Annotated in this window: 21 protein-coding genes; 18 read left to right on the forward strand and 3 right to left on the reverse strand. The window is 56.2% G+C overall.

Annotated elements, in window-relative coordinates:
• Positions 1–36 precede the first annotated feature (36 nt).
• Genes C8C96_RS24100 through C8C96_RS24110 form a run of 3 tightly spaced genes read right to left on the reverse strand, consistent with a single transcriptional unit; the run spans position 37 to position 3,242 of the window.
• The gene (locus tag C8C96_RS24100; protein WP_121944248.1) at positions 37–480 is read right to left on the reverse strand and encodes a transcriptional regulator; all 444 of its coding nucleotides are present in this window, start codon (positions 478–480) and stop codon (positions 37–39) included.
• Positions 481–540: 60 nt separating this feature from the next.
• A complete protein-coding gene (locus tag C8C96_RS24105) occupies positions 541–2,253 on the reverse strand; it encodes an ATP-dependent helicase (protein ID WP_121944249.1) in 1,713 nt (570 codons plus the stop codon).
• A 14-nt stretch (positions 2,254–2,267) separates the two neighbouring features.
• Positions 2,268–3,242, reverse strand: coding sequence for a hypothetical protein (locus C8C96_RS24110; RefSeq protein WP_147455737.1), 975 nt, complete (start codon positions 3,240–3,242; stop codon positions 2,268–2,270).
• 1,073 nt (positions 3,243–4,315) lie between these two features.
• Here C8C96_RS24110 and C8C96_RS24945 point away from each other — a divergent pair.
• The 18 genes from C8C96_RS24945 (at position 4,316) to C8C96_RS24190 (ending at position 25,732) form a co-directional block, all read left to right on the forward strand.
• Complete coding sequence (locus C8C96_RS24945) at positions 4,316–4,483, forward strand: hypothetical protein (RefSeq protein WP_158605800.1); 168 nt, start codon at positions 4,316–4,318, stop codon at positions 4,481–4,483.
• Between the two features lie 218 nt (positions 4,484–4,701).
• Entirely contained in the window at positions 4,702–5,634 is a 933-nt protein-coding gene (locus C8C96_RS24115; protein WP_121944251.1) for a PD-(D/E)XK nuclease-like domain-containing protein, read from the forward strand.
• Positions 5,635–5,726: 92 nt separating this feature from the next.
• Positions 5,727–6,947: a recombinase RecT gene (locus C8C96_RS24120; protein WP_147455738.1), complete on the forward strand. Its 1,221-nt coding sequence runs from the start codon at positions 5,727–5,729 to the stop codon at positions 6,945–6,947.
• A gap of 216 nt (positions 6,948–7,163) precedes the next feature.
• Entirely contained in the window at positions 7,164–7,823 is a 660-nt protein-coding gene (locus tag C8C96_RS24770; protein WP_147455739.1) for a hypothetical protein, read from the forward strand.
• 105 nt (positions 7,824–7,928) lie between these two features.
• Positions 7,929–8,459, forward strand: coding sequence for a single-stranded DNA-binding protein (gene ssb, locus C8C96_RS24130; protein WP_158605801.1), 531 nt, complete (start codon positions 7,929–7,931; stop codon positions 8,457–8,459).
• Between the two features lie 165 nt (positions 8,460–8,624).
• Complete coding sequence (locus C8C96_RS24135; protein WP_121944255.1) at positions 8,625–9,767, forward strand: toprim domain-containing protein; 1,143 nt, start codon at positions 8,625–8,627, stop codon at positions 9,765–9,767.
• Between the two features lie 594 nt (positions 9,768–10,361).
• Positions 10,362–13,268 carry an adenosylcobalamin-dependent ribonucleoside-diphosphate reductase gene (locus C8C96_RS24140; RefSeq protein WP_233584408.1) on the forward strand — a complete coding sequence of 969 codons (2,907 nt, stop codon included), beginning with the start codon at positions 10,362–10,364 and terminating at the stop codon, positions 13,266–13,268.
• 252 nt (positions 13,269–13,520) lie between these two features.
• The gene (locus C8C96_RS24145) at positions 13,521–13,952 is read left to right on the forward strand and encodes a hypothetical protein (protein WP_121944256.1); all 432 of its coding nucleotides are present in this window, start codon (positions 13,521–13,523) and stop codon (positions 13,950–13,952) included.
• A 286-nt stretch (positions 13,953–14,238) separates the two neighbouring features.
• Entirely contained in the window at positions 14,239–15,126 is an 888-nt protein-coding gene (locus C8C96_RS24150) for an ArdC-like ssDNA-binding domain-containing protein (protein ID WP_121944326.1), read from the forward strand.
• Positions 15,127–15,243: 117 nt separating this feature from the next.
• Positions 15,244–15,438, forward strand: coding sequence for a hypothetical protein (locus tag C8C96_RS24775; RefSeq protein WP_147455740.1), 195 nt, complete (start codon positions 15,244–15,246; stop codon positions 15,436–15,438).
• A gap of 74 nt (positions 15,439–15,512) precedes the next feature.
• A complete protein-coding gene (locus C8C96_RS24155) occupies positions 15,513–15,914 on the forward strand; it encodes a hypothetical protein (protein ID WP_121944257.1) in 402 nt (133 codons plus the stop codon).
• Positions 15,915–16,338: 424 nt separating this feature from the next.
• Positions 16,339–16,659: a hypothetical protein gene (locus tag C8C96_RS24160; RefSeq protein WP_121944258.1), complete on the forward strand. Its 321-nt coding sequence runs from the start codon at positions 16,339–16,341 to the stop codon at positions 16,657–16,659.
• Between the two features lie 70 nt (positions 16,660–16,729).
• Complete coding sequence (locus tag C8C96_RS24165) at positions 16,730–17,257, forward strand: hypothetical protein (protein ID WP_121944259.1); 528 nt, start codon at positions 16,730–16,732, stop codon at positions 17,255–17,257.
• A gap of 236 nt (positions 17,258–17,493) precedes the next feature.
• Positions 17,494–22,371 carry an SNF2-related protein gene (locus C8C96_RS24170; protein ID WP_121944260.1) on the forward strand — a complete coding sequence of 1,626 codons (4,878 nt, stop codon included), beginning with the start codon at positions 17,494–17,496 and terminating at the stop codon, positions 22,369–22,371.
• Positions 22,372–22,608: 237 nt separating this feature from the next.
• The gene (locus tag C8C96_RS24175; RefSeq protein WP_233584412.1) at positions 22,609–23,712 is read left to right on the forward strand and encodes a phosphoadenosine phosphosulfate reductase family protein; all 1,104 of its coding nucleotides are present in this window, start codon (positions 22,609–22,611) and stop codon (positions 23,710–23,712) included.
• Between the two features lie 262 nt (positions 23,713–23,974).
• Positions 23,975–24,868 (forward strand): hypothetical protein, encoded by an 894-nt coding sequence (locus C8C96_RS24180; RefSeq protein ID WP_121944261.1) that lies wholly within the window; start codon positions 23,975–23,977, stop codon positions 24,866–24,868.
• 60 nt (positions 24,869–24,928) lie between these two features.
• The gene (locus C8C96_RS24185) at positions 24,929–25,279 is read left to right on the forward strand and encodes a hypothetical protein (RefSeq protein ID WP_121944262.1); all 351 of its coding nucleotides are present in this window, start codon (positions 24,929–24,931) and stop codon (positions 25,277–25,279) included.
• A 102-nt stretch (positions 25,280–25,381) separates the two neighbouring features.
• Complete coding sequence (locus tag C8C96_RS24190; RefSeq protein WP_121944263.1) at positions 25,382–25,732, forward strand: hypothetical protein; 351 nt, start codon at positions 25,382–25,384, stop codon at positions 25,730–25,732.
• Positions 25,733–25,759: the final 27 nt, after the last annotated feature.

The following is a 25,759-nucleotide window of genomic DNA, read 5'->3' on the forward strand; positions in this document are numbered from 1 at the left end:
GGGCGGGAGAACAACCCCTCCGAGATCTAGACGCCTCTATGCGGGGCTTTCACCTTCAGTCAACAGGCGCTTTGCTTGCCGTTTGCCCATAGCCAAGACGGCGTGAATGCGCTCATGGTGCATTTTCCGAGGGAATGCTTCCTGAGCCTCCCATCGACGCAGAGTCAATGGGCTCACGTTGAGCAGAATGGCCATCTCCGCAACCGTTAGGGCCACAGCCTCACGCTTGGCCACCAGCGCCTCAGTGGAAATGCCTTTGGTTTTTGTAGAGACAGGCTTCGGCTGCTTTGGTTCGGGTGCGGGAAGATGGCGAAGGGCCAGCCTCACTGTTCGTTCCAGCTCGTGAAGGGAGCGTTTCAGTGAAGCAATTTCCGAGCGCTGAGAACTGACAGATTTCCGCAGATGGTCCAATTCCTTCTTGGACTCCTTGCGGGCAATGCGTGCAATTTCTGATCGGAATGCCTCGTTGAAGGCTGTCATGTGCGGTCCTTTGCAGTGTGGGCCCACATCTTAGCTAAATGGTATTGCGCAGATCGGGTGTCAGAGGCCCGCCTCTTCCAGGAACCGCGACTCCATACCGTCTTCCATTGAGCTGGAGAGGATGAGCCGGGTTCGGGCGCGAGTCATGCCGACATACATCAGGCGCCGCTCTTCCTCTTCGGTGGAATCAGTGTGGGGAAGGTTGCCTTCCTCGCATCCAACGATCCATACATTGTCGAACTCCAAGCCTTTCGAGGAGTGCAAGGTGATGAGCTGGACAACGCCACTTTCGACAACCTCTTCGGTAGCCTGGGCCCGCTGCAGCCTGGAGATCCTCTGGGCCAACGTGCCTGTCACACGCTTGTCCGTAAGGCTCGACTTCACTGATTCCAACATCTTCTTCAGTGACTCTCGGGAGTTGTCGCGCACGAAGTCGAGCACGCCACAGATGGCCAGATTTACCCGTTGTCTGCTGGACTGGTACTGCCAAGAAATCATACCCTCACGAAGAGCCAAAGTCTTCTTCCGGGCGTGGTCATCAGGTGCTGATTCATACGCCTCCGTGAGCTTTTCAATGCATGTCCCGCGCTTTGCTGAAAACCCGTTCAACCAGGAAAGTGATACACCGCAATGCGCGAGTGCTTGGCTTGCGCCTAACCACGAGTTGTTGTCAACGGAGCGAAGGAGCGACAGCACGACAAGCCCAACGCCATGTTCCCAAAAGCTCTTCCCACCACTTCTGGTGGTGCTGATTCCGGCACTGTTGAGGCACATCTCAATCTCATCCAGCATACCGTTGGTACGAGCTAAAACGGCCCACTCTCCCATCGGCTGCAGCGCCTTGAGGAACTCCCCAATCGCTTTCCCCTCATCTGGGCGAGTCGGATAACGGCTCACCGATATCTCGCCTGGCACTTCCTTGTGAGCCTTGATGTTCTTGTTGGCTCTATCCTTGTTGCGGCGGATCAGCTTCGCAGCGTGTTCAAGGATGTTCGGCGCGCACCGGTAGTTGACAGGTAGAGTCAGCTCAATCGAACCAAGGGCCTCAGTGACCGCGACGAGGCCCTTGTAGCCCAGTGCCATTCGAAAAGAATAGAGGCTCTGATCGTCATCACCGACGAGCGTAATGTGAGTGCCATTTCGGCCGTGCTCCAAGATCCATTCTTTCTGCACGAGGTCCATATCCTGGCCCTCGTCCACGAGCATCCATGCACATGGCAGCGGCTTCAGGGTCCCGTTGCGCATTCCACGCACAGAGCGCAGCAGAATGTCCGCGAAGTCCATGGTGTTGTCTGCTGCGAGGGTCGCCTCATACGCGCGAAAGACATCCTCTATGCGAGGGTCCTCGAATACATGCCCATCCACCTTGGATTTGCACATATCGACCTCACGCAGAATCTCTTCATAGGTGAGCTTGGGGGCAATGGACTTCCAGCAGCTCTTGAGGATCATTCCTCGCTCGCCATCGTTGAGCAGCCTGGGCATCTTGCCGTTGTTGCTTCGACGTTCCTGTTCGAGCCCCAGAGAGTGAAAAGTGCCTACTGCGATACGGCGCGTGTGTTGGGGGCCGCACGACGCAAGGATTCTGTTGCGCAATTCTGTCGCTGCATCACGCGTGAACGTCACGGCGCAGAGGCGACCGATTTCGTGCTCGTTGATCAGGTGGGCGGCGCGGGACGAGAGGACGCGTGTTTTACCGGAGCCGGGACATGCAAGAACGGTGAGATGCCCCGGCGTGGTTACTGCACGCGCCTGAAACGGATTGAAATCCAAGGTGCAGCTTGCGATTAAGCCGCTTCTGCGACAGCCTGTTCATGGGCTGCAGCAGCTTCGCCTGTGTCTTCAGGTGAACCATCGTTGGTCGCCTGCGCTTCGGTCTTTGCTGCGTTCGGATCAAGGATAGTGCCGACGCGTGGATCGGCCGCGTCAGGCGCCCCCGCACGCTGCGAAGAAGCCTGTGCCCGATACACGAGTGTGCGGACGCGGTTGACCATGCGGATGATCTGGCGCTTGGCTTCGTAGGGAATTTGGCTGCGGTTGCGATCCGTGACAAGAGTGAAGTACCACATCTTGTCGATGAGGTCACACATCTTGTCCAGTTCTTGCAGCAGGGTATGGAAACGGAATTCGCGGGGCGAAAGCACCTGAAGCTTGTAGCTTGCAGGCTTGGAATATTGTGTCTCCATATCGTCCACTTCAAGGCCTTGAGCTTCTGCAAGCTTATCCAGGCGTGCGATGTTGGTCTTGATGTGGCCGAACGACTCATCGAGGAGCCGATCCACCGCAGCATCGACTTCAACGCACTGGTCCTCAGGTTTGAAATTACGCATGGTCTCGGAGAGCGTAATCATCGCCTCAGACCACTGTTTGCCGGTGCGTTCCAGAATGTCCTGGGCGTGGTGGGATTTCAGCGTCACAGACTTGATGAGAATAGGGAACGACTGGTTTGCGCGATTGCGCAAGGTGCGCTCGGTGCGATCAACAAACCACGGTGTCGTCTTTTTCTTCTTCCCGTCCGCAGGCGTTCCAGCTTTCGGAGCTGTCACTGCGGCAGGCGCCTGATCCTTCGCGGCCGCAGCAGCGTCAGCAGCTGTTGCTGCAGGCTCGGAGAGAGGGCTGGTGCCGCTCTGGTTGCTTGCCGCATCGCTGACAGGCACAGCCACTGCTTTAGGCTTCTTGGTTTTGGTTGTGGGGGATGAGGGGGCGGGTGCGCCCAAAGCCTCAGCCTGAGTTGACGCGATATCGCTTGGCACTGCAGCCATGAAAAACCTCCATAGGTGTGGACAACGGTGGATTCATGGTATGGACCGGCCCCCTTCAAAACACCCCTGAAAAGCACGGAAAACTCGAACCTTTCGATTTCTGAGGGTGTCGTACAGGGGCTCTTGGCAATTTTTTCGCGCGAAGGCTTGACGGCTGCAAAGTCCTGTCGCTAAGATTCGAGCCACTTGGAGTGATGTGCGTAACGCCATCCCCTAGCAAGCGGAGCTGGTCCTCTTTTCTCAACCAGTAGTTGTGCTGCGTGCGCAACCAGTCAGCTTAAGCTGTTCTGTGAACTTTTTTTTGAACGCCCTGCGCGTTCCCCAGATGCCAAAGCATCTGATTGGAGCGAAGCTCCCAACCCCCACACTGCGGGTCATTGCAGTTGGATTGGGCGCTCGTGTAAGACCTGAACTCTTCCCCGTTGGGGCTGAGATGGGCAACCCGCTGCAATCTGTGCCGTATTGGCATTTCTGAAGGAATCGACCCCGAAAGGGCTTTTCTTTCCGCCCCGCGCGATGCGGGCCGTTTTTCACACTCAATGAACTCTGATGCCGTAGTGGTATTGGTGCTTGATTGCGTGTGCAGAACATTGTTCAGCCTCAACGGCTGTGCAGTGCAAGTGCCTCACTAAAGTGAGGTTTTCAACATCCTTGGGATACACAACTCCCAAGGGGGATTGGTGTACCCAAGGGCAACTTTGGAGTTCATCATGATCGTTGTTTTTGCATGTGTCACCGTTGGCGCTGTTTTGTACAAGACCGGTTTCGTCACAGCCTTGGCTGAGATTAGCGGTCTTCAGTAATCAAGTTTCAGTCCCCCAACTCACGTTGGGGGGCTGAAGCCGTTTGTGGTTCATCCCGCAGGCCAAATTGCTTTCTCCGAGAGCCCTTTGGCCTGCGGGGTGCCACGGACATTTCATGTCATGTGAGCACTTCGCAGGTTTCAACAACCTGCCGAAGGAGCCATCATGAGTTTTGCTGTTTTGTCCGTCTGTGTCTTCACTGGGGTATTGATTTCCAAGCACGTAATTGCTGCAAAGCGTCGCGTCTGGGGTTGATCCAAGGGGGTAGACATGAGCAATCAAACACTTCAGCGAGTTCTTAATGCCATTCCCTTCCGAGATGCAGGCAACCTGCACAATCAATTGCGCCAGGAGCCAGACCGCGTGTCTGCCCAAACGCGAACGATGGTGCGCAATGCACTGCGTTCTGCGGGCATGGTGGCAAAAAAGACCGCTTGAGAGAGCCCGCCGTTGTTAACTCAATGGCGGGGTCTTTCAAATGCATTGCGTACACAGTGCATCTGAAAGATTTCCACCCTTCCTGGTAATCGGGAAGAGTCGATGGGTTAGCTGACCCGCTTCAAGCGAATAGCAAAGCCGTCACGAAAGTGACTTTTTAACCCTCGCGGGACGCCAGTTCCGCAGGGGATTGGTGTCTCCGTTAATAGGAGATTCCAATGAAGGAAGTTGATGGATTTGTCGGCCTCCAGGCTGACAGGCTCCCAGCCATTGCGACTGCCAGCACAGGCGCTGTCGCCATGCGAGAGGTTGATGTTTTCATCGACATCTCAGCGGAGGAGTATCACGCGGACAAAGGGATCGTCGGCCACTCTGGCCTAGTACGAATTCTTCGTTCGCCTGAGCACTTCAAGCACTACATGACAGCTCCTTTCAAGGAGACTGACACCCTGAAGTTCGGGACAGCGCTTCACTGCGCATACTTGGAGCCAGAACGATTCAAGGATGCCTACATGGAGGTCCCGAAGATCGATAAGCGCACCAAGGAAGGCAAGCTGAAAGCCGAGGAGTACGAAAAGGCAGCTCAGGGCAAAGTCCTGCTGGACATGGATGACATGTACGCGGTTCAGGCGATCTTGAAAAAGATCGGTGAGCACGTCAAAGCAACATCGTTGCGCATCCAGTCGGTCACAGAAAAAAGCTACTTTTGGAGCGACGAAGACACCGGCATCATGTGCCGTATTCGTTGCGACATGGTAGTGGTTGATGAGAGCGGGCAAATTGTCGCGATCATTGACCTCAAGACCACCGCAGACGCCTCAAAGGCAGCATTTCGCAGATCCCTTGATGACTACGGTTACGACCTGCAAGCTGCGTTCTACACGGACGCAGTGAAGCTCGCCATTGGACGCGAAGTACCGTTCTATTTCTTGACCGTCGAGTCAGCTGCGCCACACAGTGTCGCGCTCTACCGAATGGGCCAGGAAAGCATCGAGGTAGGGCGCCGGAAGTACCGGATGGCTCTGCAGTTGCTGGAATGGTGCACCAAGAACGATAGCTGGCCAGGCTATCAACCACAGCCCTTCTGTGAAGAAGAGGTAATCGATCTTCCTGAGTGGAGTATCAAACGTGCAAGGGCGGAATACGCCTGAGCATCAACCAGGCTAAGCCTGATTTTCTGCAACCCACGCGGGGACCATATCCCCGTAGTGGGGTGGTGTCTCTGCAAATTTTGGAGTTCACCATGAGTCAGACAATGCAAAACATCCGCAACAGCGGTGGGGACTCGCTGAGCGCGCAGCTCAATGCGATTCCATTTCCTGAGCTTCTGGAGGAGAACCGAGGAGCGGTGCTCAAGGCGCTGCCCAAGCATCTCGATGTTGATCGCATCATGCGCATCGCACTCACCGCATTCCGTCGCAGTGATAGCCTTCAGAAGTGCGAACCTCTGAGCATCCTTGCTGCGGTGGTCCAGGCCTCCCAACTGGGGCTTGAGATCGGGCAGAACGGTGAAGCTTTCTTGGTTCCCTTCAAGAAGGAGTGTCAATTGGTCCCCGGCTACAAGGGGCTGATGAAGCTCGTCCTGCAAGGGCGGCATGCTATCGACATTTACGCCCAGGAAGTTCGACAGAACGACCGCTTCATCCAGACCTACGGTCTGCGACGCGAGTTCATCCATGAGCCCCTGTGCCACAACGGGTTTCTCGCATCGGACGAAGAGCGGGGCCTGGTGACAGGCTTCTACGCGGTAGCAGCACTGAAGTCGGGTGAACGGACCTACGTGACCATGAGCGAAGGCCAGGTCAACAAGATCCGTGACGAAAGCTCCGGCTTCAAAGCAGCCATGCAGTTCGGGCGTTCCTCGCCTTGGATTGATGACTATGTGCCGATGGGACTCAAGACGGTTCTTCGCTCCTTGTGCAACAAGCTGCCCATGTCTACGGATCTGAGCACCGCTTTGGCCTTGGATACCGCAGCCAATCTGGGTGTTTCGCAGTCGCTGACACTCAAGCAGGCGGCCGATGGCACCTACGAGCCCCCGAACTTTGGTGATGCATACGAGCAGCAGGCTGCTGCACGCAATGCTCCTCAAAGTCCCGAGCAGCCTCGACAGCAAGGCCCACGGCCAAGCGCTGCGCCTCGAAGCACGCCGCGAACCACTGCAAGCCCTCAGGCTCCAGCAGCGGGAAGTGGTACTGCTGCAAAGGCGACTACCGCACCAGCTACGCAGGCTTCGTCACCAGCGGCGCCAGCAAAAGCTGCCAGCAAGCAACCTGCCTCAAGCAAGAGCCTGCAGGACCTCCTCGCAGAAATGCGAATTGCCACGACGGAGACGGTTATCAGTGATCTGTATTTGAAAGCCAAGCCTCTGTGCTCTGGTCGAGAAGAAGATGACCTGAACTACCAGTACGACATGGCGATCAAGCGGATCGAAGAACAGCCTCAGGAGTTATTTCCTAGCTGATCTCTGACCGTTTATGTTGTGAGACACCCCCAGCTTCGGCTGGGTGTGTTTTCCAGTGGGATTCGATGATCCCAGTGGAAAACACAGTTTTATCTTTCAGCCGTAATGGATGAAAGTAAAGGAGGTCGTCGCCTCAATCAAACGACGCATTTTTTAACCCATAGGGGGCTTGTTTCCCCGTTGGGTGACATGCCTCCGCATTCATTCGGAGATCACATGTTTTTCAATACTTCAGCAGCGCCAAAAACCAAAGATGGCATTGCGAAATTCCTTTCCGGCCATCCTCGTTACCAAACGAATTCCGGGGTTCATCCGCTAACCAGCTACTCCCACTGCGTCAAGCTCCATCGCCTGGGGCTCAACCGCAGCGAAAGCGAGAAAGCCGCTTCCATCATGCAGTCTGACGACTACTGGCGGGAGCTTCGTGGATGTCTCCGTGGATTTCAGGATGACATGCAGGGCCGCTACCAAATCAGTCCGATGGGGCGGAACTCTGGCCACCTTGTGCTGTTTGAGGCTGAGGTCTATGACCCCGGCTACAAGAGCACTTGCCGTCAATGCGGCCATCTGAGCCATCAGCTGGTGTCGCCACAGTCGAGCCATTGCGGTGAATGTGGTGGCCTTCGCTCAAACCTGAAAAAACCACTTTCGTGGTCACGGGTCATTGGTTCTGGCATAGACCACGGCGTGACCTATCGGGACATGCTGGACTGGTCCATGGTCGATCTTCAAGATCGACTGGACCTGGTGCGTGCCTTTGACTCGGCCTGCGACATCACGCGTAGCGCTTTCATTCGACTTCTGAACGAGTTCATGCTGATCGAACAGGTCGTCATGGTCCCACAGACGGTGAAGCGTCTTGAGCGCATTTGCTAGTCGGCTTCGGGGAAGCCATTCAATTGACCATGAGCGTAGTGCCAGGTCATTAACCCAGCGACAACCAGCCCGCTGGGTTGGATGTTGCGCAATCTGGAGTTCGATATGAAATCAGTGAATAGAACTGTGCTTTTGGGGAACATGGGCAAAGCCCCTGAGTTCCGTACTTTGCCAAGCGGTGATCGCGTAGCAAATTTTTCTGTCTGCACCACTGAGAAGTGGAAAGACCGTAGCACAGGGGAGTTGAAAGAGCATTCCGAGTGGAACAAGGTTCAAGTCCGTGAGAAGGGCACCGTGGACTACTTGGAGCGCTATGCTCAAACTGGCAGCAAGGTGTATGTCGAAGGCACGCTTCGCACCCGGAAGGTCCCTGGGACCAATGGCGGCGATGATCGGTGGTTCACCGATGTGGATGCCACCCTGGTGAATCTGTTGGATCGCGCGCGTGAAAGCGATAGCGGGCCCAGCCAGCCAGAGAGTAGACCTACACCCGCCCCAGCGGAAAAGCCAGCGTCACGTCCTCGTGCAGTCCGCTCACAGCCTACTGGTGAAGATCGGAGCCCTCGACGCAACGTGCAGCAAGAGCCCAACGGGTTCGAAACTGACGATGCTCTCAAGGACAAACCGCGCTTCTAGCCTTTGAAGCGTATTTTTCTGCGGTAGTCGCAGATCACAGCCCCAGCCGGGAACCTCCGGTTGGGGGGTCTCAGTTGGTTCGCCCAACCCTGTGCCGGGGCATTCCTGAGTGTCCCAGCTGGGGCTCTGAGGTATGCCCCGTCCGGGGTGTTCAAGGAGAGTCGAATGAGAACAGATGGTGAATGGACGCAGGAACAATGGAATCTGTGGTGGGAAGAGCGCTGGAAGACGGCGCGTAACCTCGCAGCTGGGCGTTGGGATCACATTCTCTACGCCCTAGCTCCGCGCCTACACCCGGCACTTGACCGCCGCTCGAAAGGGCATGTCGGTTGTCCCGTGCATGGAGGTAAAGACGGCTATCGCATGATGCCGTCATACGCGGAAGACGGACGCTCTTTTTGCAACACATGTGGCAACAAGAGCGATGGATTCGCAACGCTGATGTGGGTCAACGGATGGACTGCGAGAGAAACTCTGGAGGAAGTGCTGAAGCACTTGACCGGAGATTCGCGCGGTATCGCTCTGACTCCTCGGATGCAGGCGATACAGCCCACCAAGACTGTCCAGAAGGACAATGAAAAGGTGGTGCGGTCCCTCAATCGTGTGATGGATGGTTGTGTTCACATGAACCACCATAGCGCGGAACTTGGTCGGCTCTATCTTGCTCGCAGGGGCTTGAAACGGCCTATGACCGGGGGCTTGTACTTTCACCCCAGGCTTGCCTACTACGACCCCTCCAAGGGGGAGATTACGGGCTACCACGGGGCGATAGTTGCACCAGTGCTTGCGCCTGACGGCCGACCCATTACCTTGCACCGGACTTATCTCGATGAGTTCGGAAACAAGCTTGATGTGGAGGCCCCGAAAAAGATGATGGCCTACCCAGAAGATCGCAACATCCTTGGTGGAGCGATTCGACTGGCCAAGCCAGCACGCGTTTTCGGCGCTGCAGAGGGCATCGAAACAGGGCTTGCTGCGATGGAAGGAACAGGTATTCCAGTGTGGGCAACGGTAAATGCCACGCTGATGGAGTACATGGAAATTCCCTCGGAAGTTGAGCTGCTGGTGGTGTTTTCTGACAAAGACCGTCCCTCGAAGGAACATCCCAAGGGGCACGGCCAGGAAGCGGCGCAAAAACTCGTGGAGCGCGCTATTTCCATGGGCAAGCAGGCCATTGCAATTACCCCTCAGGGGGAGATCCTGCCCGGTGAGAAATCACTGGATTGGATGGACGTTCTCCGGGTCCATGGTCCCCATGGATTTCCGACGATGCCATCCATTCGGCGGGCCCTTCTGAAGGTCGCTTGAGGCACGGACCATGAGGTACGGAGTCATCAACCACAAGGTGTTGGATACCAACCCTGGATCAGGCGGGCCGTTTGCGCCCCCTGAGAACTTCGAAGAACTCAAATGCACTTATCGGCGCTACATGGTCCGACAACTGCGAGATGACTTCGGGGTGAGACAGCATGTTGCTGTCGTAGCCAGGCGCTTGAAGTCGTCCGAGCCCCCAGTCTTCATCGGTCCATTTGCGGCTGATGCAGAAAGGGTGGCTTGGGACGTACTACCGCGTCTTGCTGCACCGCCTCGTATTGACGACGAGGAGTAAGGAATCTCGCCCCCTCGGGGGCGGGCTTTCCAGATCGCATTCGAAGTGCGATGTGGAAAGTCTTGATATCTCGTGTCTATGACCGAGATTCATCTTCTTTTCTGGAGAAGTCAAAACCAGACGTAGCCAGCGGTTCCCACCGGCTGGCTTTTGCGCTTGCGCAATAGCTTTTGCTCCTGGTGTGGTGTCGAGGACAGCACGACCCATTCAGGGCTTCCCGAAGGTCTCTTTCAAGAGGTTTTCGGGAAGCCCTGATGGGTTTGTTCTCAGCCTCACACAATAAGGAGTCGATGATGGAAATGGAAACAGTCACCCGCATGGGTGTGCAGATTCAAGACTACTCGCTCGCGTTGCTGCTCGAAAAGTATGCTCGCGGCGAAGAGGCAACACCCGAACAGGTGCTCGACCGCATTGCAAAGGCACTCGCCAAAAACGAGGCTGAACCCGATGTGTACGAACCTCTGTTCCGGGATGCCCTCAATTACACGATTCTCGGTGGACGCATCAACGCCTCTGCCGGGATCGAAGGAACACGGACCACTTGGGTGAACTGCTTTGTTCAACCGATTGGTGACTCCATGACCGAAGAGGTTGACGGAGTTCCGAGCATCATGGGCGCTCTCGCTCAGGCAGCAGAAACAATGCGCCTGGGTGGTGGCGTCGGATACGACTTCAGCAAAATCCGCCCGAAGGGCTCTTGGATCAATGGAACCCAGAGCTTGGCCAGCGGTCCGCTGAGCTACATGGACACCTTCAACTCCATGTGCGGAACCGTGATTTCTGCAGGTGCGCGACGTGGGGCTCAAATGGGCATCCTGCGATGCGATCACCCAGACATTCTGGACTTCATCGACTGCAAGAAGGTCGATGATCCAAACATACCGTACAACCGCAGGCCTATGAGCAACTTCAACCTCTCAGTGGGGATGACAGATGCACTGATGGACGCGGTTGTTCACGACAAGCCATTTGACCTGGTGCATTCCGCCAAGCCATCACCTGTGCAGATTGCCGCTGGTGCTTATCAGCGCGATGATGGGAAGTGGGTATACCGGACCATTCAGGCCAAAGAGCTGTATGGAAAGATCATGCTCGCCACGTACACACGGGCTGAGCCTGGTGTGGTTTTCATTGACCACATGAACACGGACAACAACCTTCGCTATTGTGAGCGGATCGAAGCCACAAACCCCTGTGGTGAAGAGCCGTTACCGGCGTATGGGTGCTGTGATCTTGGGCATCTCCTGCTGCCACGCTTCGTCAAGTCAACCATCTGGGATGGTGTTGTCGAGTTCGACTGGGAGAAGTTCAAGCAAGTGACGGGGGTTTTGGTGCGCATGTTGGACAATGTGCTCGACCTGACCCCTTGGCCGTTGCCCCAACAGGAGCAAGAGGCCTTGAACAAGCGTCGAATCGGCTGTGGCTTCACAGGCCTCGGTGACGCGCTCATCATGCAGGGCATTCGCTACTCTTCGGAAGAAGGGCGGGAGTTTGCAGCGCAGATGATGGAAACCATGCGTGATGCGGCCTATGAGGCATCTGTGGGGCTCGCTTTGGAGCGGGGGGCTTTCCCTCTGTTCGATGCGGACAAGTACCTGGAAGGCGTTACGGCCGACTCCGAGGGTACCTTCGCAAGCCGTCTCCCGGAAAAGCTCAAAAGCCAAATCCGCAAAATCGGCATCCGCAACAGCCACCTGCTGGCGCTGGCGCCGACAGGCACAGGAAGTCTGACGTTTGGGAACAATTGCTCAAGCGGTGCGGAGCCTGTGTTCAGCATGAAGTATTCCCGTAAGGTGCTGCAGGCGGATGGGTCCCACAAAGACATCGTGGTTCTCAACCCCGCGTACATGCTGTATTCGCTCATCAGCGGCAACAGTACCGAGCTGCCAGACTACTTCGAAACAGCCCAGACCCTTGATGCCGAGGCGCATCTGGAGATGATCAAGGCTCTCGCTCCCTTCGTGGACGCGGCGATCAGCAAGACGGTGAATTTGCCGGCGAGCTATGCCTTTGATGATTTCGAGTCGCTGTACTTGGACGCGTGGGCCGCAGGGCTGAAGGGGCTCACCACTTACCGACCAAACGAAGAGGTTGGCCAGATCCTCACGTCTCTTGATGACGAGGAAAAGCCAGCGGACATTCCAAAGGCCGTCGAAGTGGTTGAAATCGACCCGGACCGCCGCGTAAGCATCAACGCATTACCGCAGCCGGTGATGAGTGCCTTGCGCTGGTTGGAAAGGCCGCAAATGCTGGATGGCAATCCAGCCGTCACCTACATGGTGGAGAACCCCCAAGGCGATTTCGCTGTGATGGTGGGGCATTACATGAATGGGGTGACCCATCCGTTCGAAACCTGGGTCAACGGTGCAGAAGTCCCAAGGGGCCTTGGCGCTATTGCCAAGACTCTTTCGGTCGATATGCGCTCATACGATGCCGGGTGGCTGAAGATGAAGCTGGAATCCCTGAAGCGCTGCCAAGGGGAGCCATTCGAGATGGCAATGCCGCCCACGGGTGAAATCCGCACAATGCCCAGCGTGGTGTCTGCCTTCGCGCAGATCCTGCTGCACCACACCGACAAGATCGGGTGGTTGGCCAACGACAGCGACTCCAGCCTGGTCAACGCGATGATGTTCCGCAAGGAGCCGAAGGCGGGACCCGATGGCACGTTGTCCTGGTCGGTAAGTGTCAAGAATCCTGCAACTGGCGACGATTTCGAGTTGTTCGTCAAAGAGCTGGATTTGCCTGATGGAAGTCACCGGCCCTACAGTGTCTGGATGGCGGGCGAGTTCCCAGCCGCATACAACGGGTTGTGCAAGCTCCTGTCTTTCGACATGAGAATCATCGACCCTGCGTGGATTGGCATGAAGTTGCGCAAGCTCAGGACCTACAAGGAGCCTCAAGGGGACTTCCTTGCACAGGTGCCAGGCAGCGTCAAGCAGGCCTCATATCCATCGACTATTGCCTACATCGCAGATCTCCTGCTTTACAGGTACCAGCGTCTCGGCATCCTTGCTGAGAACGGGCGTCTTGTGACGGCCAGCGCCTTCTTGAAGCCAGAGGTGTCCCAGGATCATGTAGAGGCTCGATTTGCAGGAAAGGCAATAGGCGGGCGAAAGTGCCCGGAATGCGGGCTCCAGCTCGTGAAATACAACGGCTGCGAACAGTGCAGCAGTTGTGGCTATAGTGGGTCGTGCGGCTAGCGCTGCCGCCCAGAATGGAACTCCTGCCTGTTGAGGGCGGGAGTTTTTCAAAGGACCCTGAACGACAAGATCCTTTGATAAACTCAAGTTCCTTGCTCGACTCCGTAATGGTGTTGACTTGAAGAGGTTGCTGTCCCTCGCCCGCAAGGCGAATCAGCGTTTATCACGTCAACATCGTTGGCGTTTTTTCAACCCAGTGGGGCATCAACCCCCATTGGGGAATGGTGCCTCCGCAGCATGTGGAGATTCACCATGTACGAGAAGATCTTGTTTTTGATGGCCTTGGCAGGTTCTGCGGTCTATCTGCTTGAGTGGCTTGCTGCAAGAGTGCAAGCAATGTTCCCCAAGCGGCCTGCAGTGATTCCAGTCACCAAGTCCCAAAAGCTCGAAGAGAGTTCCAAGAAGGAACCCTCGCTTGAGAGCCCCACCAAGCCCGATGATCTGAAAGCGCTGATCGAGCTGTTGGCGGCTCAAGGGGAGGAAATGGCGAACATGTCGCGTCTCATCGCAGAAGCGAATGACCGTCTGGCCGCCCTCGAAACCCCCAAGACAAAGGCCACACGCAAGGCGCCTGCAAAGGCAACTTCGCATGCCCCAGGCCTCGGTGCTTTGCCACCTGCACCAGATACCGAAGGGTATGGCGCACTTCCTCCAGTCACTGGTGGATTTGAGCCGGTGCATTGACGCTATTGCGTAGGGCTTTGCCCTGCACATAGCTTGAAACAAACCCCATGTGAAGCTTCGGCTTCACTGGGGCTCGTTCCCCATGTTTTCCCATGGCCTCTCCATCAGAGTTCATCGGAAAAGACGGTTTTTTGACCTTACCGTAATGGCTAGGACAAGAGAGGCCGCTGCACTCGTCGCAAGACAAAGCAGCATTCAACACGTCAGCAATCGCTGCCGTAATTCAACCCATGCGGGGATGCACTCTCCGCTGGGGGAGGTGTCTCCGCGTTTTTCGGAGATCACCATGGAAAAGAAAGAAGTAACGCGCCCTGATTGGATGGAATTGCTGGAGACGATCCTGACAAAACCAGGCCTGTTGGGCGACTACTACAGCGCCTTCCACAACTACAGCGTTGGCAACCAGATCATTGCTGTTCTGCAGCTTCTGGAGCGTGGTGTGCCCATCGGGCCCATCGCGTCCTTCAACGCTTGGAAGAAGAAGGGCCGCTCGGTTATGAAGGGCCAGAAGGCCATTGGACTGTGGATGCCGATCACTGTGAACGGCAAAGGCAAGTCCAAGGACGATGATGACGAGCCTACCCCTCCAGGTATGCCCCGACGCATCTTTGTGATGCGCAATAACTGGTTTTCCCTGGCCCAGACTCAACCGGACCCGCGCGCAGCGGAGCAAGGGGAGTCTTCTGGTGCCGTGGAAGAGCAGGCCGAACCAGAGATTCAGTGGGACCAATCGCTGGCGCTACGAAATCTCTCGGTGACGATGGAGCCATTCGAAAAAGTGAATGGCAACGTCCAGGGATATGCATACAGTTCCGAACGCCGGGTTGCGGTCTCACCCATCGCCGCATTTCCCCACAAGACACTCTTCCATGAACTCGCACACTGTGAGCTGCATGGGGATGTCGTGGAGGGTTTCGTGTGCGAGGATGACCTGACACAGGCCGTCAAAGAAGTGGAGGCAGAGTCTGTTGCATTCATCTGCTGCGCTTCGTTGAACCTGCCAGGTCTCGACTACTCGCGCGGATATGTGCAGCACTGGCTTGCACATGCGGGTTCTCGCGATGTGCTCAAGAAGAGTGCGGGCCGCATCTTCTCTGCAGCCGACCGCATCTTGAAGGCTGGGTTTGCCCAGCCGGAAAAGGTCGCGGCAGAGCCTGAGGCAGCAAACGCGTAGTGCGTCGCTGATCCGGCAAACTACCCCTGGTCGCCATGGTGGCGCCAGGGGGTTACAACTCAGCCGGGTTATCACCTCTGCTGGGGTGACGATCCGGCGCAATTGCAAGGAACTCACATGATCTCGTTTCAAAAACACAAGGATGCTGGTTTGACCTACGTGCAGCCGATCCCTCGTGGTTTGCATGTCGTTCTCCCCAAGCCGGGACATTTTCGCAATCGTCTTAACCACCTGTTTGGGTCGTTCGCACAGAAAGCAATGCCCATCACGAAGGTGAGGGTGTCGGACGTGCCAATGACTGGTCAGAACTGAAGACTAATTTTTCAACCCTCGGGGCCAACTGTCCCGATGGGGAGGTGGCCTCACTTTCCTTCAACGGAGAACCCATGGCCTACCTCGCAACTTTGCAACTGCTCATCGATGCTGAATCGGAAAGCGCCGCAACTGTGATGTCTTCTGACATTGCACGTCAATTCCAAGCGGACGGGCAGCTGCTCGACTGGAGGGTCAGTGACGCCCGTGCAGTCAATGACACCGTTCGCGATTCCATTGGCAATGAGACCTACGTCTCGGGCGAATGCTTCGGCGAATACATCGTTGTCAGCACCACCAAGCGTCCTCAAGACGCGTCTTTTTGGTCCAATACCTACGGGTGGACCGCATACGACCTGGCTACCCGCTTCGATGCAACGGTGGCAGACCTCCCCAAAGCGGTGCAGCACGAAAGTGCCGCATTCTTCCTCGACCGGGGCCCTGCTTCCATGCTCGCAATGGTGTCGGCCAGATAAGGTCACGCGGGGCTCTCATCGTGGCCACAGATCCTTCCTTCAGGCCTTCGGGCCTGAAGTAGGGGACTGCATAAAAAGTCAACTCCGTTGGGTTACCAAAAGGACCACCTTTCGGTAAACTCACAGAATTCAACGAGTCAGTTATCTGGCCTGTAGATCTCCTAGCTGGGGAGTCAATCAGCAATTCACTGGCAGCTTGTCTGTCTTTCTTCAACCCACGCGGGGCCTAGTCCCGCATGGGTCATGGCCTCCAACAGGAGACCTTCTGCAATCTGGCGCACCCCATTCCGGGGCTCTTGGCATAGTCGCCTTTTTCCCGATTGATCCTCGTCTGTTCGCAGCGTAGATCCGTCCATCCTTTTTTTCCCACCGGGGCTCTTGATCCCGATGGGGACAGGTGCCCCATCTTCTTTGGAGCACCACCATGAATGTTTCTGAAACCATCGGCACCCGTGTCCTCACAACGAAGGAGCTGGTCAGCCGGTTCCATTCTCACGAGGATGTGCACCTCTCCACCGTGGCCCCCCAGTTCAACACTGGCGTGATCGATGTGGAGTTGTTGAAATCCGCTGGCCTCTATGTACCCGACTCCCTTCTGGAATGTCATGTGGTCGGCGTGAAGTACGCGGCAACCACACGAAATATGCTTTCAGGCAAGCCAGAAGCAGTGTTCGATGCCCGTGACTCCTTCGGGAAGTACATCGGCACCTACTTCGCCAACTGCTTTGTGTCATTGAAGCGCTGACAACTCATTCAACCCCAGGGGGACATATCCCCTTGTGGGGGTGTCTCCCACCAACCTTTAGGAGATACCCATGTCTGCATATCCCAACGGATTCACTGCAAAGATGATCGAAGCCGCCGAACGCGTTTTGGTGGCACAGGCATTTGAAATGCATGTTCGACCGGTGGTCACTGCCTACGAAGCGGAGATCCTGCAACGCTTGCAGCTTCGCTCTGACCCGCGTTTCAAGGTTCACGGTATCAACCGTGTGATCCTGGATCGCAAGGAAACCTTCTTGCTTGGCGAAGCTGACCGTGAACTGTTTCTTCAGGAAACGTTCAAGGCCCGCGATGCAGCAAAGTTGATCGTTTCGAAACCTGAAAACTGTCCACTTTCCGAGGCTTTGACGTTGCGTCTTGCTGCGGAGCGGGAGCTGCTGCTGTCGCTGGCAGAACACCCGAAGTTCTCCAGCATCGCAAAAGCTGCTGAATCGGGTACTTTGACGGTTGATGAGCGCAACAAGGTGATTGACCTCACTACTCGGTTGCTCTCCCCCTATATGCGCAATGCCAAAGATCTCCTCAATGACCTGATGAAGGGCCCTGAGTTGAACGACTGACGCACAGCGCTTCACGCACTCCTGACTTTGGTCAGGGTGCTTTCTCAAGTGGTCCAGCCGACCATTTCAGAAAGCGATTTCGACACCACTGCGTAGTGCTTTGGTGAAAAAACTCCGAGCTGCCGGAGACAAAAACAGCAATCCACGTCGCGAAAGCGGCATTTTCAACCTGCCTGCGGGGCACCATCCCCGCAGTGGGTTGGTGCGTCTGCAGGAGTCATCCTGGAGGCGTATTTATGAAGATCAAACCCGTCGCGCACGCGTGCATGTGGTTACCGGGTTTCGGCCCAGATGAAGATCCAATTGAAGTTCTTGGAACGCTCGCCTCATCCACTGTGGCGGCTCACGAGATCGTTCAAGAAGTCCAGCAACAGGCCCTCTGGCCCAAGCTGGATGCAATGCATCACGCTTCGATCAGCACCCCGGTGCCGAAGTACGACGCAAACATCGCTGCCATCAAACTCCTGCGCAAGTTGGAGCAAGAAGGCCGCGCCGCAAACGCTGATGAGCATGCCATTCTCAGCCTGTACACAGGCTGGGGCGGTCTGGTCAAGGCGCTCGATGGGGCCACCAGCGACACCGCTTGGCTGGCCAGGCATGAGGAACTGAAGAGCCTCCTCACACCTGAGGAGTTCGAATCGGCAACGACCAGTTCGCTCAACGCCTACTACACACCACTGATGGTGGTGGAAGCCATTTGGAAAGCTGTCCAGCGTTTGGGTTTCAAGGGTGGCAACATCCTGGAGCCTTCCTGTGGGTCTGGCTTTTTCATCGGTGGTATGCCGCAAGAACTGGCTCGCAAGAGTCGTGTCACTGCGGTTGAACTGGATGACGTATCTGCACGCATGACGAAGGTCATGTATTCGCAGTACGGTGTGAAGGTTCACCAAGGTGAGTTCGAGCGTGCACGGTTGCCTGCCGGGTCCTATGACCTGGTGATAGGCAATCCACCATTTGGCAACGAAAAATCGGCCGAGCTGCGCAACGTCCCTTTTGCCAACTTCTCGCTGCACAACTACTTCATCGCGAAAGCGCTGGAGATGGTGAGGCCTGGGGGGCTCGTCGTGTTCATTACATCGACCGGAACCCTGGACTCGCACGGCAGTGGCCACCGGGCATACCTGCACTCGCAAGCAAAGCTGGTGAGTGCGGTGCGCCTGCCTCGTGGCACGTTCAAGGAAATTGCTGGCACATCTGTCACAACGGATTTGCTGGTATTCCAGAAACGTGAGGAGCGCGCTCCTAAGGCTGAAGAAGCTGGTTGGGGTGAGATCGTCCGTGTGCCGTCTGCTTCGAAGATCTACGGTGGGTATTCCGATGCCATCTACGCCAATGAGTTCTTCGTTAGCCGACCAGAGAATGTGATCGGTAAGTTGCGGACACAGACCGGCCCACACGGGATGTCTGTCTACTGCGAATTCGACGGTGACCTGGGTGGCGCTCTGCAGGAGCGTGTTGCATCAATTCCAGAAGGCATCTACACGGCACGGGCGCAAGCCCCCCGTGAAGCGGGCAAGAAGGAAGTCGAGGTGACGCTCTCTGAAGTGCGTCGTCCGGGGCTGGTAGTCATCGAAGGCAAGGTGTACGAGGTAGATGGCGATAAGGCCAAACCTCTTGCCCTCACTGGCAAAACGCTCCAGCGGACGCTGGGTCTGATCGAGGTTAGGGATTGCCTGCGCAGTCTCATTTCAGCGCAAGCTGGAAAGACCCCTGACGATCTGCTCACGCGATTGAGAATCGGTCTGAACATCGCTTACGACCGGCATGTGAAAGAGTTCGGCTACCTGAGCGAAAGCGTCAACAAACGCGCGTTCTCTGCTGATCCTGATCTGCCGCTGTTGCTGTCGATTGAGGAGTGGGATGCGGAAACGCAGACTGCTTCGAAAGCTCCGATTTTTGAGCGCAACACGCTGGCACCAGCTACTCGCGTCCAGCGGTGCGAGAGCACCAAGGAAGCGCTGCAGGTGTCTCTGGGTGAAGCGGGCAGGGTGATCCCTTCGAGGATTGCTGAGCTTTGCGGACGCCCGGTAGACGAGGTGATGGCTGAACTGCAGTCTGATGAGCTGGTGTACCTGGACCCGGAAACGGCGAATTGGGAATCAGCGGATAGCTATCTGTCGGGAAATGTGCGTCGCAAGCTCGAAATCGCCTCCATGGCTGGTGACGAGTACCAACGCAACGCTCAAGCCCTTCAGGCGGTAATGCCAAAGCAACTGCAACCTGGTGAGATCAATGCACGGATGGGCTCAACGTGGATACCTGCAAGGGTGTACACGCAGTTCTTGGACGAGACGTTTAGCTGTAACGGCAACAACGTCGAGTTTGACGAGCGTGCTGGCGCCTGGACTGTCAAGACGGTATGGGCGGTACAGAATGGGGTTGCGGCAACGCAAACCTACGGTACCAAGCGCGTGAGTGCTTCGGATCTCTTTGAGATGGAGCTGAATCAGCGAAAGCCGACTGTTTACGATGGCGTCAAGCCCAACAGGGTAGTCAATCCTCGTGAAACGGTGGTTGCGCGCGAAAAGCAGCACCTGCTGAAAGAGGCGTTCGTTGAGTGGCTATGGAAGGACAGCGAGCGGGCAGAAATGCTTGCGAACCAGTACAACCTGTTGTTCCGCTCGGTGGTTGCGCAGAAGTTTGATGGGAGCCACCTGGTTCTCCCCGGAATGTCTGGCGTGTACACGCTGCGCACGCACCAGCGTGATGCAGTGTGGCGGGTAATCTCCAGTCGGTACAACACGCTCTTGGCCCATGCGGTCGGTGCGGGAAAAACCTTGGAGATGATCTGCGCCGGTATGGAGCTTCGGCGACTCGGGATGGCGAAGAAGGTGATGTTTGTGGTGCCTAACCACATGTTGCTGGACTTTGCCAACGGCTTCATGAAGGCCTACCCTGCAGCGAAAGTGCTGGCTGCGTCGAAAGACGATTTGTCCGGTGCTAAGCGCAAACTGATGCTCTCGCGGATTGCAACCCATGATTGGGATGCTGTCATCGTGACGCACGCAACGTTCGAGTCGATCAAGGTGAGCGACAGCTACATGCGGTCGTACATTGAAGAAGAGCTTGAATCGATTGAGTCGGCGCTGCGCGAGCGGTCGAGCTACGAAAAGGGCTCCATCGTCAAGGAATTGGCGAAGGCGAAGAAGGCGTGGAAGACGCGGCTTGAGAAGATCAGCAAGCAGTCCGCAAAGGATGATCTGCTGAGTTTTGAAGAGCTGGGGATCGACTACATTGCATATGATGAGGCCCACGTCGCAAAGAACTTGTGGCGCTTCACGAAGATGGACCGGGTAGCGGGATTGCCTAACAGCAACTCGCAGCGCGCGTTCGATGTTTTTGTGAAAACTCAGTATGTGCAGCGTTCACGCGCTGACGGCAAGGGCCTGATTTTGGCTACGGCAACGCCCATCAGTAATACGATGGCTGAGCTATGGACCATGATGCGCTACCTGCAAGCTGACATGCTTGAAGAGTTTGGCGTTCAGCACTTCGATGCCTGGGCTTCGAACTTTGGCGAGACGGTCACAGCGTTGGAGCTTGCTCCAGACGGTAGTGGCTATCGCATGCAAACAAGGTTCAGCCGCTTCCTCAACGTCCCTGAACTGATGAGCATGTTCCGCCTCGTCGCGGACATTCGCACACCAGAGATGCTGGATCTGCCGGTACCAACTGCCGTAAGGGAGACGGTGACGGTGGAACCATCAGAAGACCTGCGCGACTACGTGCAGGAGCTGGTGGAGCGAGCAGGGAAGATCCGTGGGGGTGGTGTCCAGCCGAAGGAAGACAACATGCTGAAGGTGACCGGGGATGGCCGCAAGGCTGCTCTGGATGTTCGCCTGGTGGGTCTACCCGACCCGCATGACAAGAGTGGAAAGATCTACGCGTGCGCACGCAACGTGCACCGCCTCTGGGTTGATTACGCCGAAAGCAAGGCTGCGCAGATTGTCTTTTGCGATCTGTCAACGCCAAGCTCTACCGGTGAGTTCACTGCCTACAACGAGTTGCGAAAGGAACTTGTTGAGCTGGGGATTCCTGATACTGAAATTGCTTTTATCCACGACTACGACAGTGACGCCCGCAAGGACGAACTGTTCCAGGCCGTGCGGCGCGGGACCATACGCGTCTTGATGGGAAGCACGTCAAAGTTGGGCATGGGCACCAACGTGCAGGACCGGTTGATCGCTCTGCATCATCTCGATATTCCATGGCGCACCAGCGACATGGAGCAGCGGGAAGGGCGGATCGTTCGTCAAGGCAACATGTTCTCGAAGGTGTTCATCTTCACGTACCTCACCAGTGCATCGTTCGACGCTTACATGGCTCAATTGCTTCACGGCAAGGCAAAGTTCATCGCGCAAGTGATGGTCGGCAACGACGAGATACGCACTCTAGAGGATGTAGAAGCAGCAACGCTGTCGTATGCGGAAATCAAGGCTATCGCCTCGGGCAACCCGATGGTGCTGGAGAAGATGTCGGTTGACGCTGAATTGACCAAGCTCGCAGTGATGCGCCAAGCATGGGAGAGACAGCAACACGAAAACCGCACATCGATCACCTATCTCCCGGCACAGATCGAAGCCACTTATCGCTCCATTGCCAACATCGAAGCAGATATTGCTGCGGTGAACGCACCAGGACGCGAGACTGGGGTAACGATTGATGGGGTGACCCATGTTCGAGAGGAGGATGCTAAGCGGGCCGTCTCGCTGGCACTGCATTTCGCGAAGCCTGATTTTCAACTCATTGGCTCGGCCGCAGGGTTCAAGCTCTGGGTTCGGCGTGCCGGTGAAGGTGAATGGTCTGTCCGTATGGAAGGAATGCACACCTATCACATCGGCCTGGTCGCATCGACGGCTCAGTTGCTCAATGAAGTGACAAGGACCCTGAAAAAGCTGGACGAAAGTCTCGCAACAGCAAGGGGCCGTGTTGCACACATGGAGCGTAACCTTGCCGATTTGAAGGTCGAGGTGTTGAAGCCGTATGCCCAGCAGGATCGTTATCTTGCGCTCGTGAAGCGCCAGAACGAAATCGAGACTGAGTTGGAGCTGACCGCAGGTGACGTGGCCGCAATGGACGAAACGGAGCAATCCGAGGAAGCCGTAGCTGCCTGATCTCGAAACCCCTTCTCGTGCCCCACCAGGGCGCGGGAAGGAGGTTTTCTAAAGCGTCTTTTTCACGAGGGCGTTTCAGACAACCGTTTCAACCTGCCTGCGTAATGCATGCAGTGATGAGGGGATGCTGCCCCGCCATATGGCACCAGCGATTCACGGGCCCAGAGCCCATTTTTCAACCCACGCGGGGCTCAACTCCCGCTTGGGTGTCGGCCTTGCTTGATATAGGAGGTCGATATGTTGATGCCCCTTGCGCGAGCGAGTGGTGATGGGGTACCACCCCTCGTGCAGAGCGACATGTTCCAGGACGAAATTGAACTGGAGCTGGCTGCGAACCCACCGTCGAAGGCGCACAAAGAGCCCATAGACGTTATGAGCTATGACCGCTACATCGTGGCGATGAGCGGAGGTAAGGACTCAATTGCATGTCTGCTGCATCTGCTGGAGTGTGGGGTCCCGAAAGACCGCATCGAGGTCCACCACCACTGTGTGGATGGTGAGCCTACAGGTGAGGATGGCTTGATGGATTGGCCTGTCACGACAGACTACTGCCGGAAGGTTGCTGAGGCCTTTGGTCTCAGGTTCTCTCTGAGTTGGCGTCATGGCGGAATAGAGCGCGAGCTGATGCGGAACAACCAGCCCACGGCACCTGTGTCCATCCCCTACCTGGTCGATGGCAAGCGCATGGATGTCGGTGGCCAGGGCAAGCCGAACACTCGGCTGAAGTTCCCACAGCAGTCCTCGAATCTGTCTGTCAGGTGGTGTTCATCCGTTGCGAAGATTTCTCTCATGGACGCGTGGATCTCCAACGATCCGCAGTTCCTTGAAGGTCGCACTTTGGTAATCACCGGGGAGCGCGCGGAGGAATCGAGTTCCAGGGCTCATTACCATGAGTTTGAGCCCCACCGTAAGGACAACCGAAATGGGGCCCGTGTGCGCCGTTTGGTGGACCACTGGAGACCTGTTCATAAGTGGACCGAGCACCAGGTATGGGGCATCATCAAGCGTTGGAGGGTGGTACCCCATGTAGGGTATTCGTTAGGTTTCGGGCGTTTGAGCTGCCGGGTTTGCGTGTTCGCTAGCAAGGACCAATGGGCGACAGTCAAGTTCATTGCTCCCTCGCAGTTCAAGCGTGTCTCTACGCTTGAAGCCTTCACTGGCTTGACCATTCACCGCGCGAAGTCAGTAGAGGAGCAGGCTTCTTGCGGTCGTGTATACCCCGCATCAGTAGACCCAGAGTTGATCGCCGTGGCCAACAGCCACGTCTATACGCTTGAGGTTTTCACGGATAATTGGGTGCTGCCCGCAGGGGCCTTTGGGGAAGCTTCCGGGCCTACCTGACAAAGGCGATTGACAGAACCTTCGGGTTCCGGTGCAATCGCATCACTCCCTGCTTTTCAGCGGGGGGTTTCTCAAGCATCCTTCTAAGGGTGCTTCAGAAACTGAATTCAAACCTTCCCCGTAATGGAGTTGGTTGATACGGTGGCTGACCGTGCTTCGGCAATCAGCTTTTTTCAGTACCTTCGGGTGCTAATTTTTTACCCACCGGGGATGCGAAGTCCCCGCTGGGCTTCGCTCTTCGGGTTTCCTTTAGGAGATCTTGATGAGTGTTCTTTCTTTTCCTGAGCGCGGCCCTTGGGGTGATGCGAAGTGGCGCGGCAACTGCTCTGGCTACATCTACAAGTCGCTTTTCGAGCAGTTGAGGCCCAAGGTTTTCGTTGATCCCATGTGCGGCTCAGGCACCTCGATTGAGGTTGCGCGTGAGATGCATATTGAGGCTTACGGTCTTGATCTGCACCAGGGCCACAACATCCTCCGCGATAGCATTCTGTTGGCCGTTGGTAAGCCAGCCGATCTTTGCCTCTCGCACCCGCCCTATGGCGACATGGTGGTCTACAGTGGCGAGGTTTGGGGCACGCCTCACGCGGATGATCTCTCTCGCTGTATCAGCGAAGATGACTTCCACGAGAAGCTGCACATCGCACTGCTCAATCAACGCGATGCGACCAAGCCTGGTGGTTACTACGGGACCATCATCGGCGATAAGCGCTCGAAGGGAACTTACGTCTCCTACCAGGCAGAAGCCATCGCGCGGATGCCAGCATCTGAGTTGGCCGCAGTGCTGATCAAGCATCAGCACAACGTGATGTCCAACTCGCGTTCCTACCCAGGAATGAAACTGCCCCGTGTGAGTCACGAATTCATCCTACTGTGGCGTCGCCCAGAGGTGATCACATCGTTCCTCACCGATCTCGCTGGCATGGCCAAGCAGCAGTCGGCTCGACTTACCTCAACGTGGAAGGCATTGGTCCGCACGGTGTTGGTGAGCCTCGGCGGCCAGGCGAGCCTTTCGCAGATCTATGAGAAGGTGGCCAAGAACGCTCCAGAGCGTCTCGCAGCCAATCCTCATTGGCAGGCAAAGGTCCGGCAGACCCTGAATCAAAACCAGTCGTTCTTCGCTCCCATCGAGCGTGGTGTCTGGTCATTGGCAAGCTGATTTCAACCCTGTGGGGGCTCGTCCCCGATGGGGATGGGCTCCCGAAACACGGAGAGACCTATGAAAACCAGTGCCGAAACCGGCCAGGTGTGGGCCCGCAATGTTGCAGACGCTCTCACCAAGAAGCTCAACTCCTTCGATTGCCCCTTCTACTGGGCAAAAGCAGGCGAAGACATTCTGAAAAAAGAGCCCACATGCGTGTGGCCTAAGGACCCCCAGTACCTGTATCAGGTAGAGGAGGGCACCAACGAAGGCCTGTATGTGGAGGTGCTGCACCGAGACGCGAACGGCAAATCCGTTCAACTCCTCGTGGTGAAGTTCCTCACCAGCATCAAAGCAGCCGGGGCTTGCCTTGGGTATGTGTCGGAGTTCCTTGAGTCCTTCGATCCAGAGCAACTGCGCACGGCGTGATGCCGCTGCAGAAGCACAGCAGCTGGGTAACCAGCAATTTTCAACCCTTGGGGGCCATCGCTCCCATGGGGGCGTGGTCTCCGTTTCTTGATGGAGATATTCATGCAAACGCAATCACGTCACAGCACTGTCTGGGCACGGCAAGTTGCCAGGGCTCTGTCGAAGCATCTTGACCGGTTCGACTGTGATTTCAACTGGGCTCTGGCCCATGAGGACAACCTGAGCAAGACGCCGACTCGCGCCTGGCCATCTAACCCTTGGTTGGTGTTCCAGGTCGATGAAGGTCCTGCTTCCGGTATTCACATCCATGTGCTCAATCGCGCCGGATGTGTGACCCCTGAGCCCCTCGTTACGCTCAAGTTCAAGGCTCCTCTCCAGGAGGCCAAGAGCTGCGTTGGCCTGGTGTCCAGCTTCCTCGAAAACCTCGATCCAAGGCTCCTGCCTTCGGCTTGAGTTGAGGCCTCCCTTCGTTTATCGATG

Source organism: Acidovorax sp. 100 (assembly GCF_003688355.1).
In the GTDB taxonomy this organism is placed as follows: Bacteria; Pseudomonadota; Gammaproteobacteria; order Burkholderiales; family Burkholderiaceae_C; genus Acidovorax; species Acidovorax delafieldii.

Excerpts from the sequence above, each read along its gene's own strand:
- C8C96_RS24100 (WP_121944248.1), bottom strand. The coding sequence starts at position 480 with ATGACAGCCTTCAACGAGGCATTCCGATCAGAAATTGCACGCATTGCC.
- C8C96_RS24110 (WP_147455737.1), bottom strand. The coding sequence starts at position 3,242 with ATGGCTGCAGTGCCAAGCGATATCGCGTCAACTCAGGCTGAGGCTTTG.
- C8C96_RS24945 (WP_158605800.1), top strand. The coding sequence starts at position 4,316 with ATGAGCAATCAAACACTTCAGCGAGTTCTTAATGCCATTCCCTTCCGA.
- C8C96_RS24115 (WP_121944251.1), top strand. The coding sequence starts at position 4,702 with ATGAAGGAAGTTGATGGATTTGTCGGCCTCCAGGCTGACAGGCTCCCA.
- C8C96_RS24120 (WP_147455738.1), top strand. The coding sequence starts at position 5,727 with ATGAGTCAGACAATGCAAAACATCCGCAACAGCGGTGGGGACTCGCTG.
- C8C96_RS24770 (WP_147455739.1), top strand. The coding sequence starts at position 7,164 with ATGTTTTTCAATACTTCAGCAGCGCCAAAAACCAAAGATGGCATTGCG.
- ssb (WP_158605801.1), top strand. The coding sequence starts at position 7,929 with ATGAAATCAGTGAATAGAACTGTGCTTTTGGGGAACATGGGCAAAGCC.
- C8C96_RS24135 (WP_121944255.1), top strand. The coding sequence starts at position 8,625 with ATGAGAACAGATGGTGAATGGACGCAGGAACAATGGAATCTGTGGTGG.
- C8C96_RS24140 (WP_233584408.1), top strand. The coding sequence starts at position 10,362 with ATGGAAATGGAAACAGTCACCCGCATGGGTGTGCAGATTCAAGACTAC.
- C8C96_RS24145 (WP_121944256.1), top strand. The coding sequence starts at position 13,521 with ATGTACGAGAAGATCTTGTTTTTGATGGCCTTGGCAGGTTCTGCGGTC.
- C8C96_RS24150 (WP_121944326.1), top strand. The coding sequence starts at position 14,239 with ATGGAAAAGAAAGAAGTAACGCGCCCTGATTGGATGGAATTGCTGGAG.
- C8C96_RS24775 (WP_147455740.1), top strand. The coding sequence starts at position 15,244 with ATGATCTCGTTTCAAAAACACAAGGATGCTGGTTTGACCTACGTGCAG.
- C8C96_RS24155 (WP_121944257.1), top strand. The coding sequence starts at position 15,513 with ATGGCCTACCTCGCAACTTTGCAACTGCTCATCGATGCTGAATCGGAA.
- C8C96_RS24160 (WP_121944258.1), top strand. The coding sequence starts at position 16,339 with ATGAATGTTTCTGAAACCATCGGCACCCGTGTCCTCACAACGAAGGAG.
- C8C96_RS24165 (WP_121944259.1), top strand. The coding sequence starts at position 16,730 with ATGTCTGCATATCCCAACGGATTCACTGCAAAGATGATCGAAGCCGCC.
- C8C96_RS24170 (WP_121944260.1), top strand. The coding sequence starts at position 17,494 with ATGAAGATCAAACCCGTCGCGCACGCGTGCATGTGGTTACCGGGTTTC.
- C8C96_RS24175 (WP_233584412.1), top strand. The coding sequence starts at position 22,609 with ATGTTGATGCCCCTTGCGCGAGCGAGTGGTGATGGGGTACCACCCCTC.
- C8C96_RS24180 (WP_121944261.1), top strand. The coding sequence starts at position 23,975 with ATGAGTGTTCTTTCTTTTCCTGAGCGCGGCCCTTGGGGTGATGCGAAG.
- C8C96_RS24185 (WP_121944262.1), top strand. The coding sequence starts at position 24,929 with ATGAAAACCAGTGCCGAAACCGGCCAGGTGTGGGCCCGCAATGTTGCA.
- C8C96_RS24190 (WP_121944263.1), top strand. The coding sequence starts at position 25,382 with ATGCAAACGCAATCACGTCACAGCACTGTCTGGGCACGGCAAGTTGCC.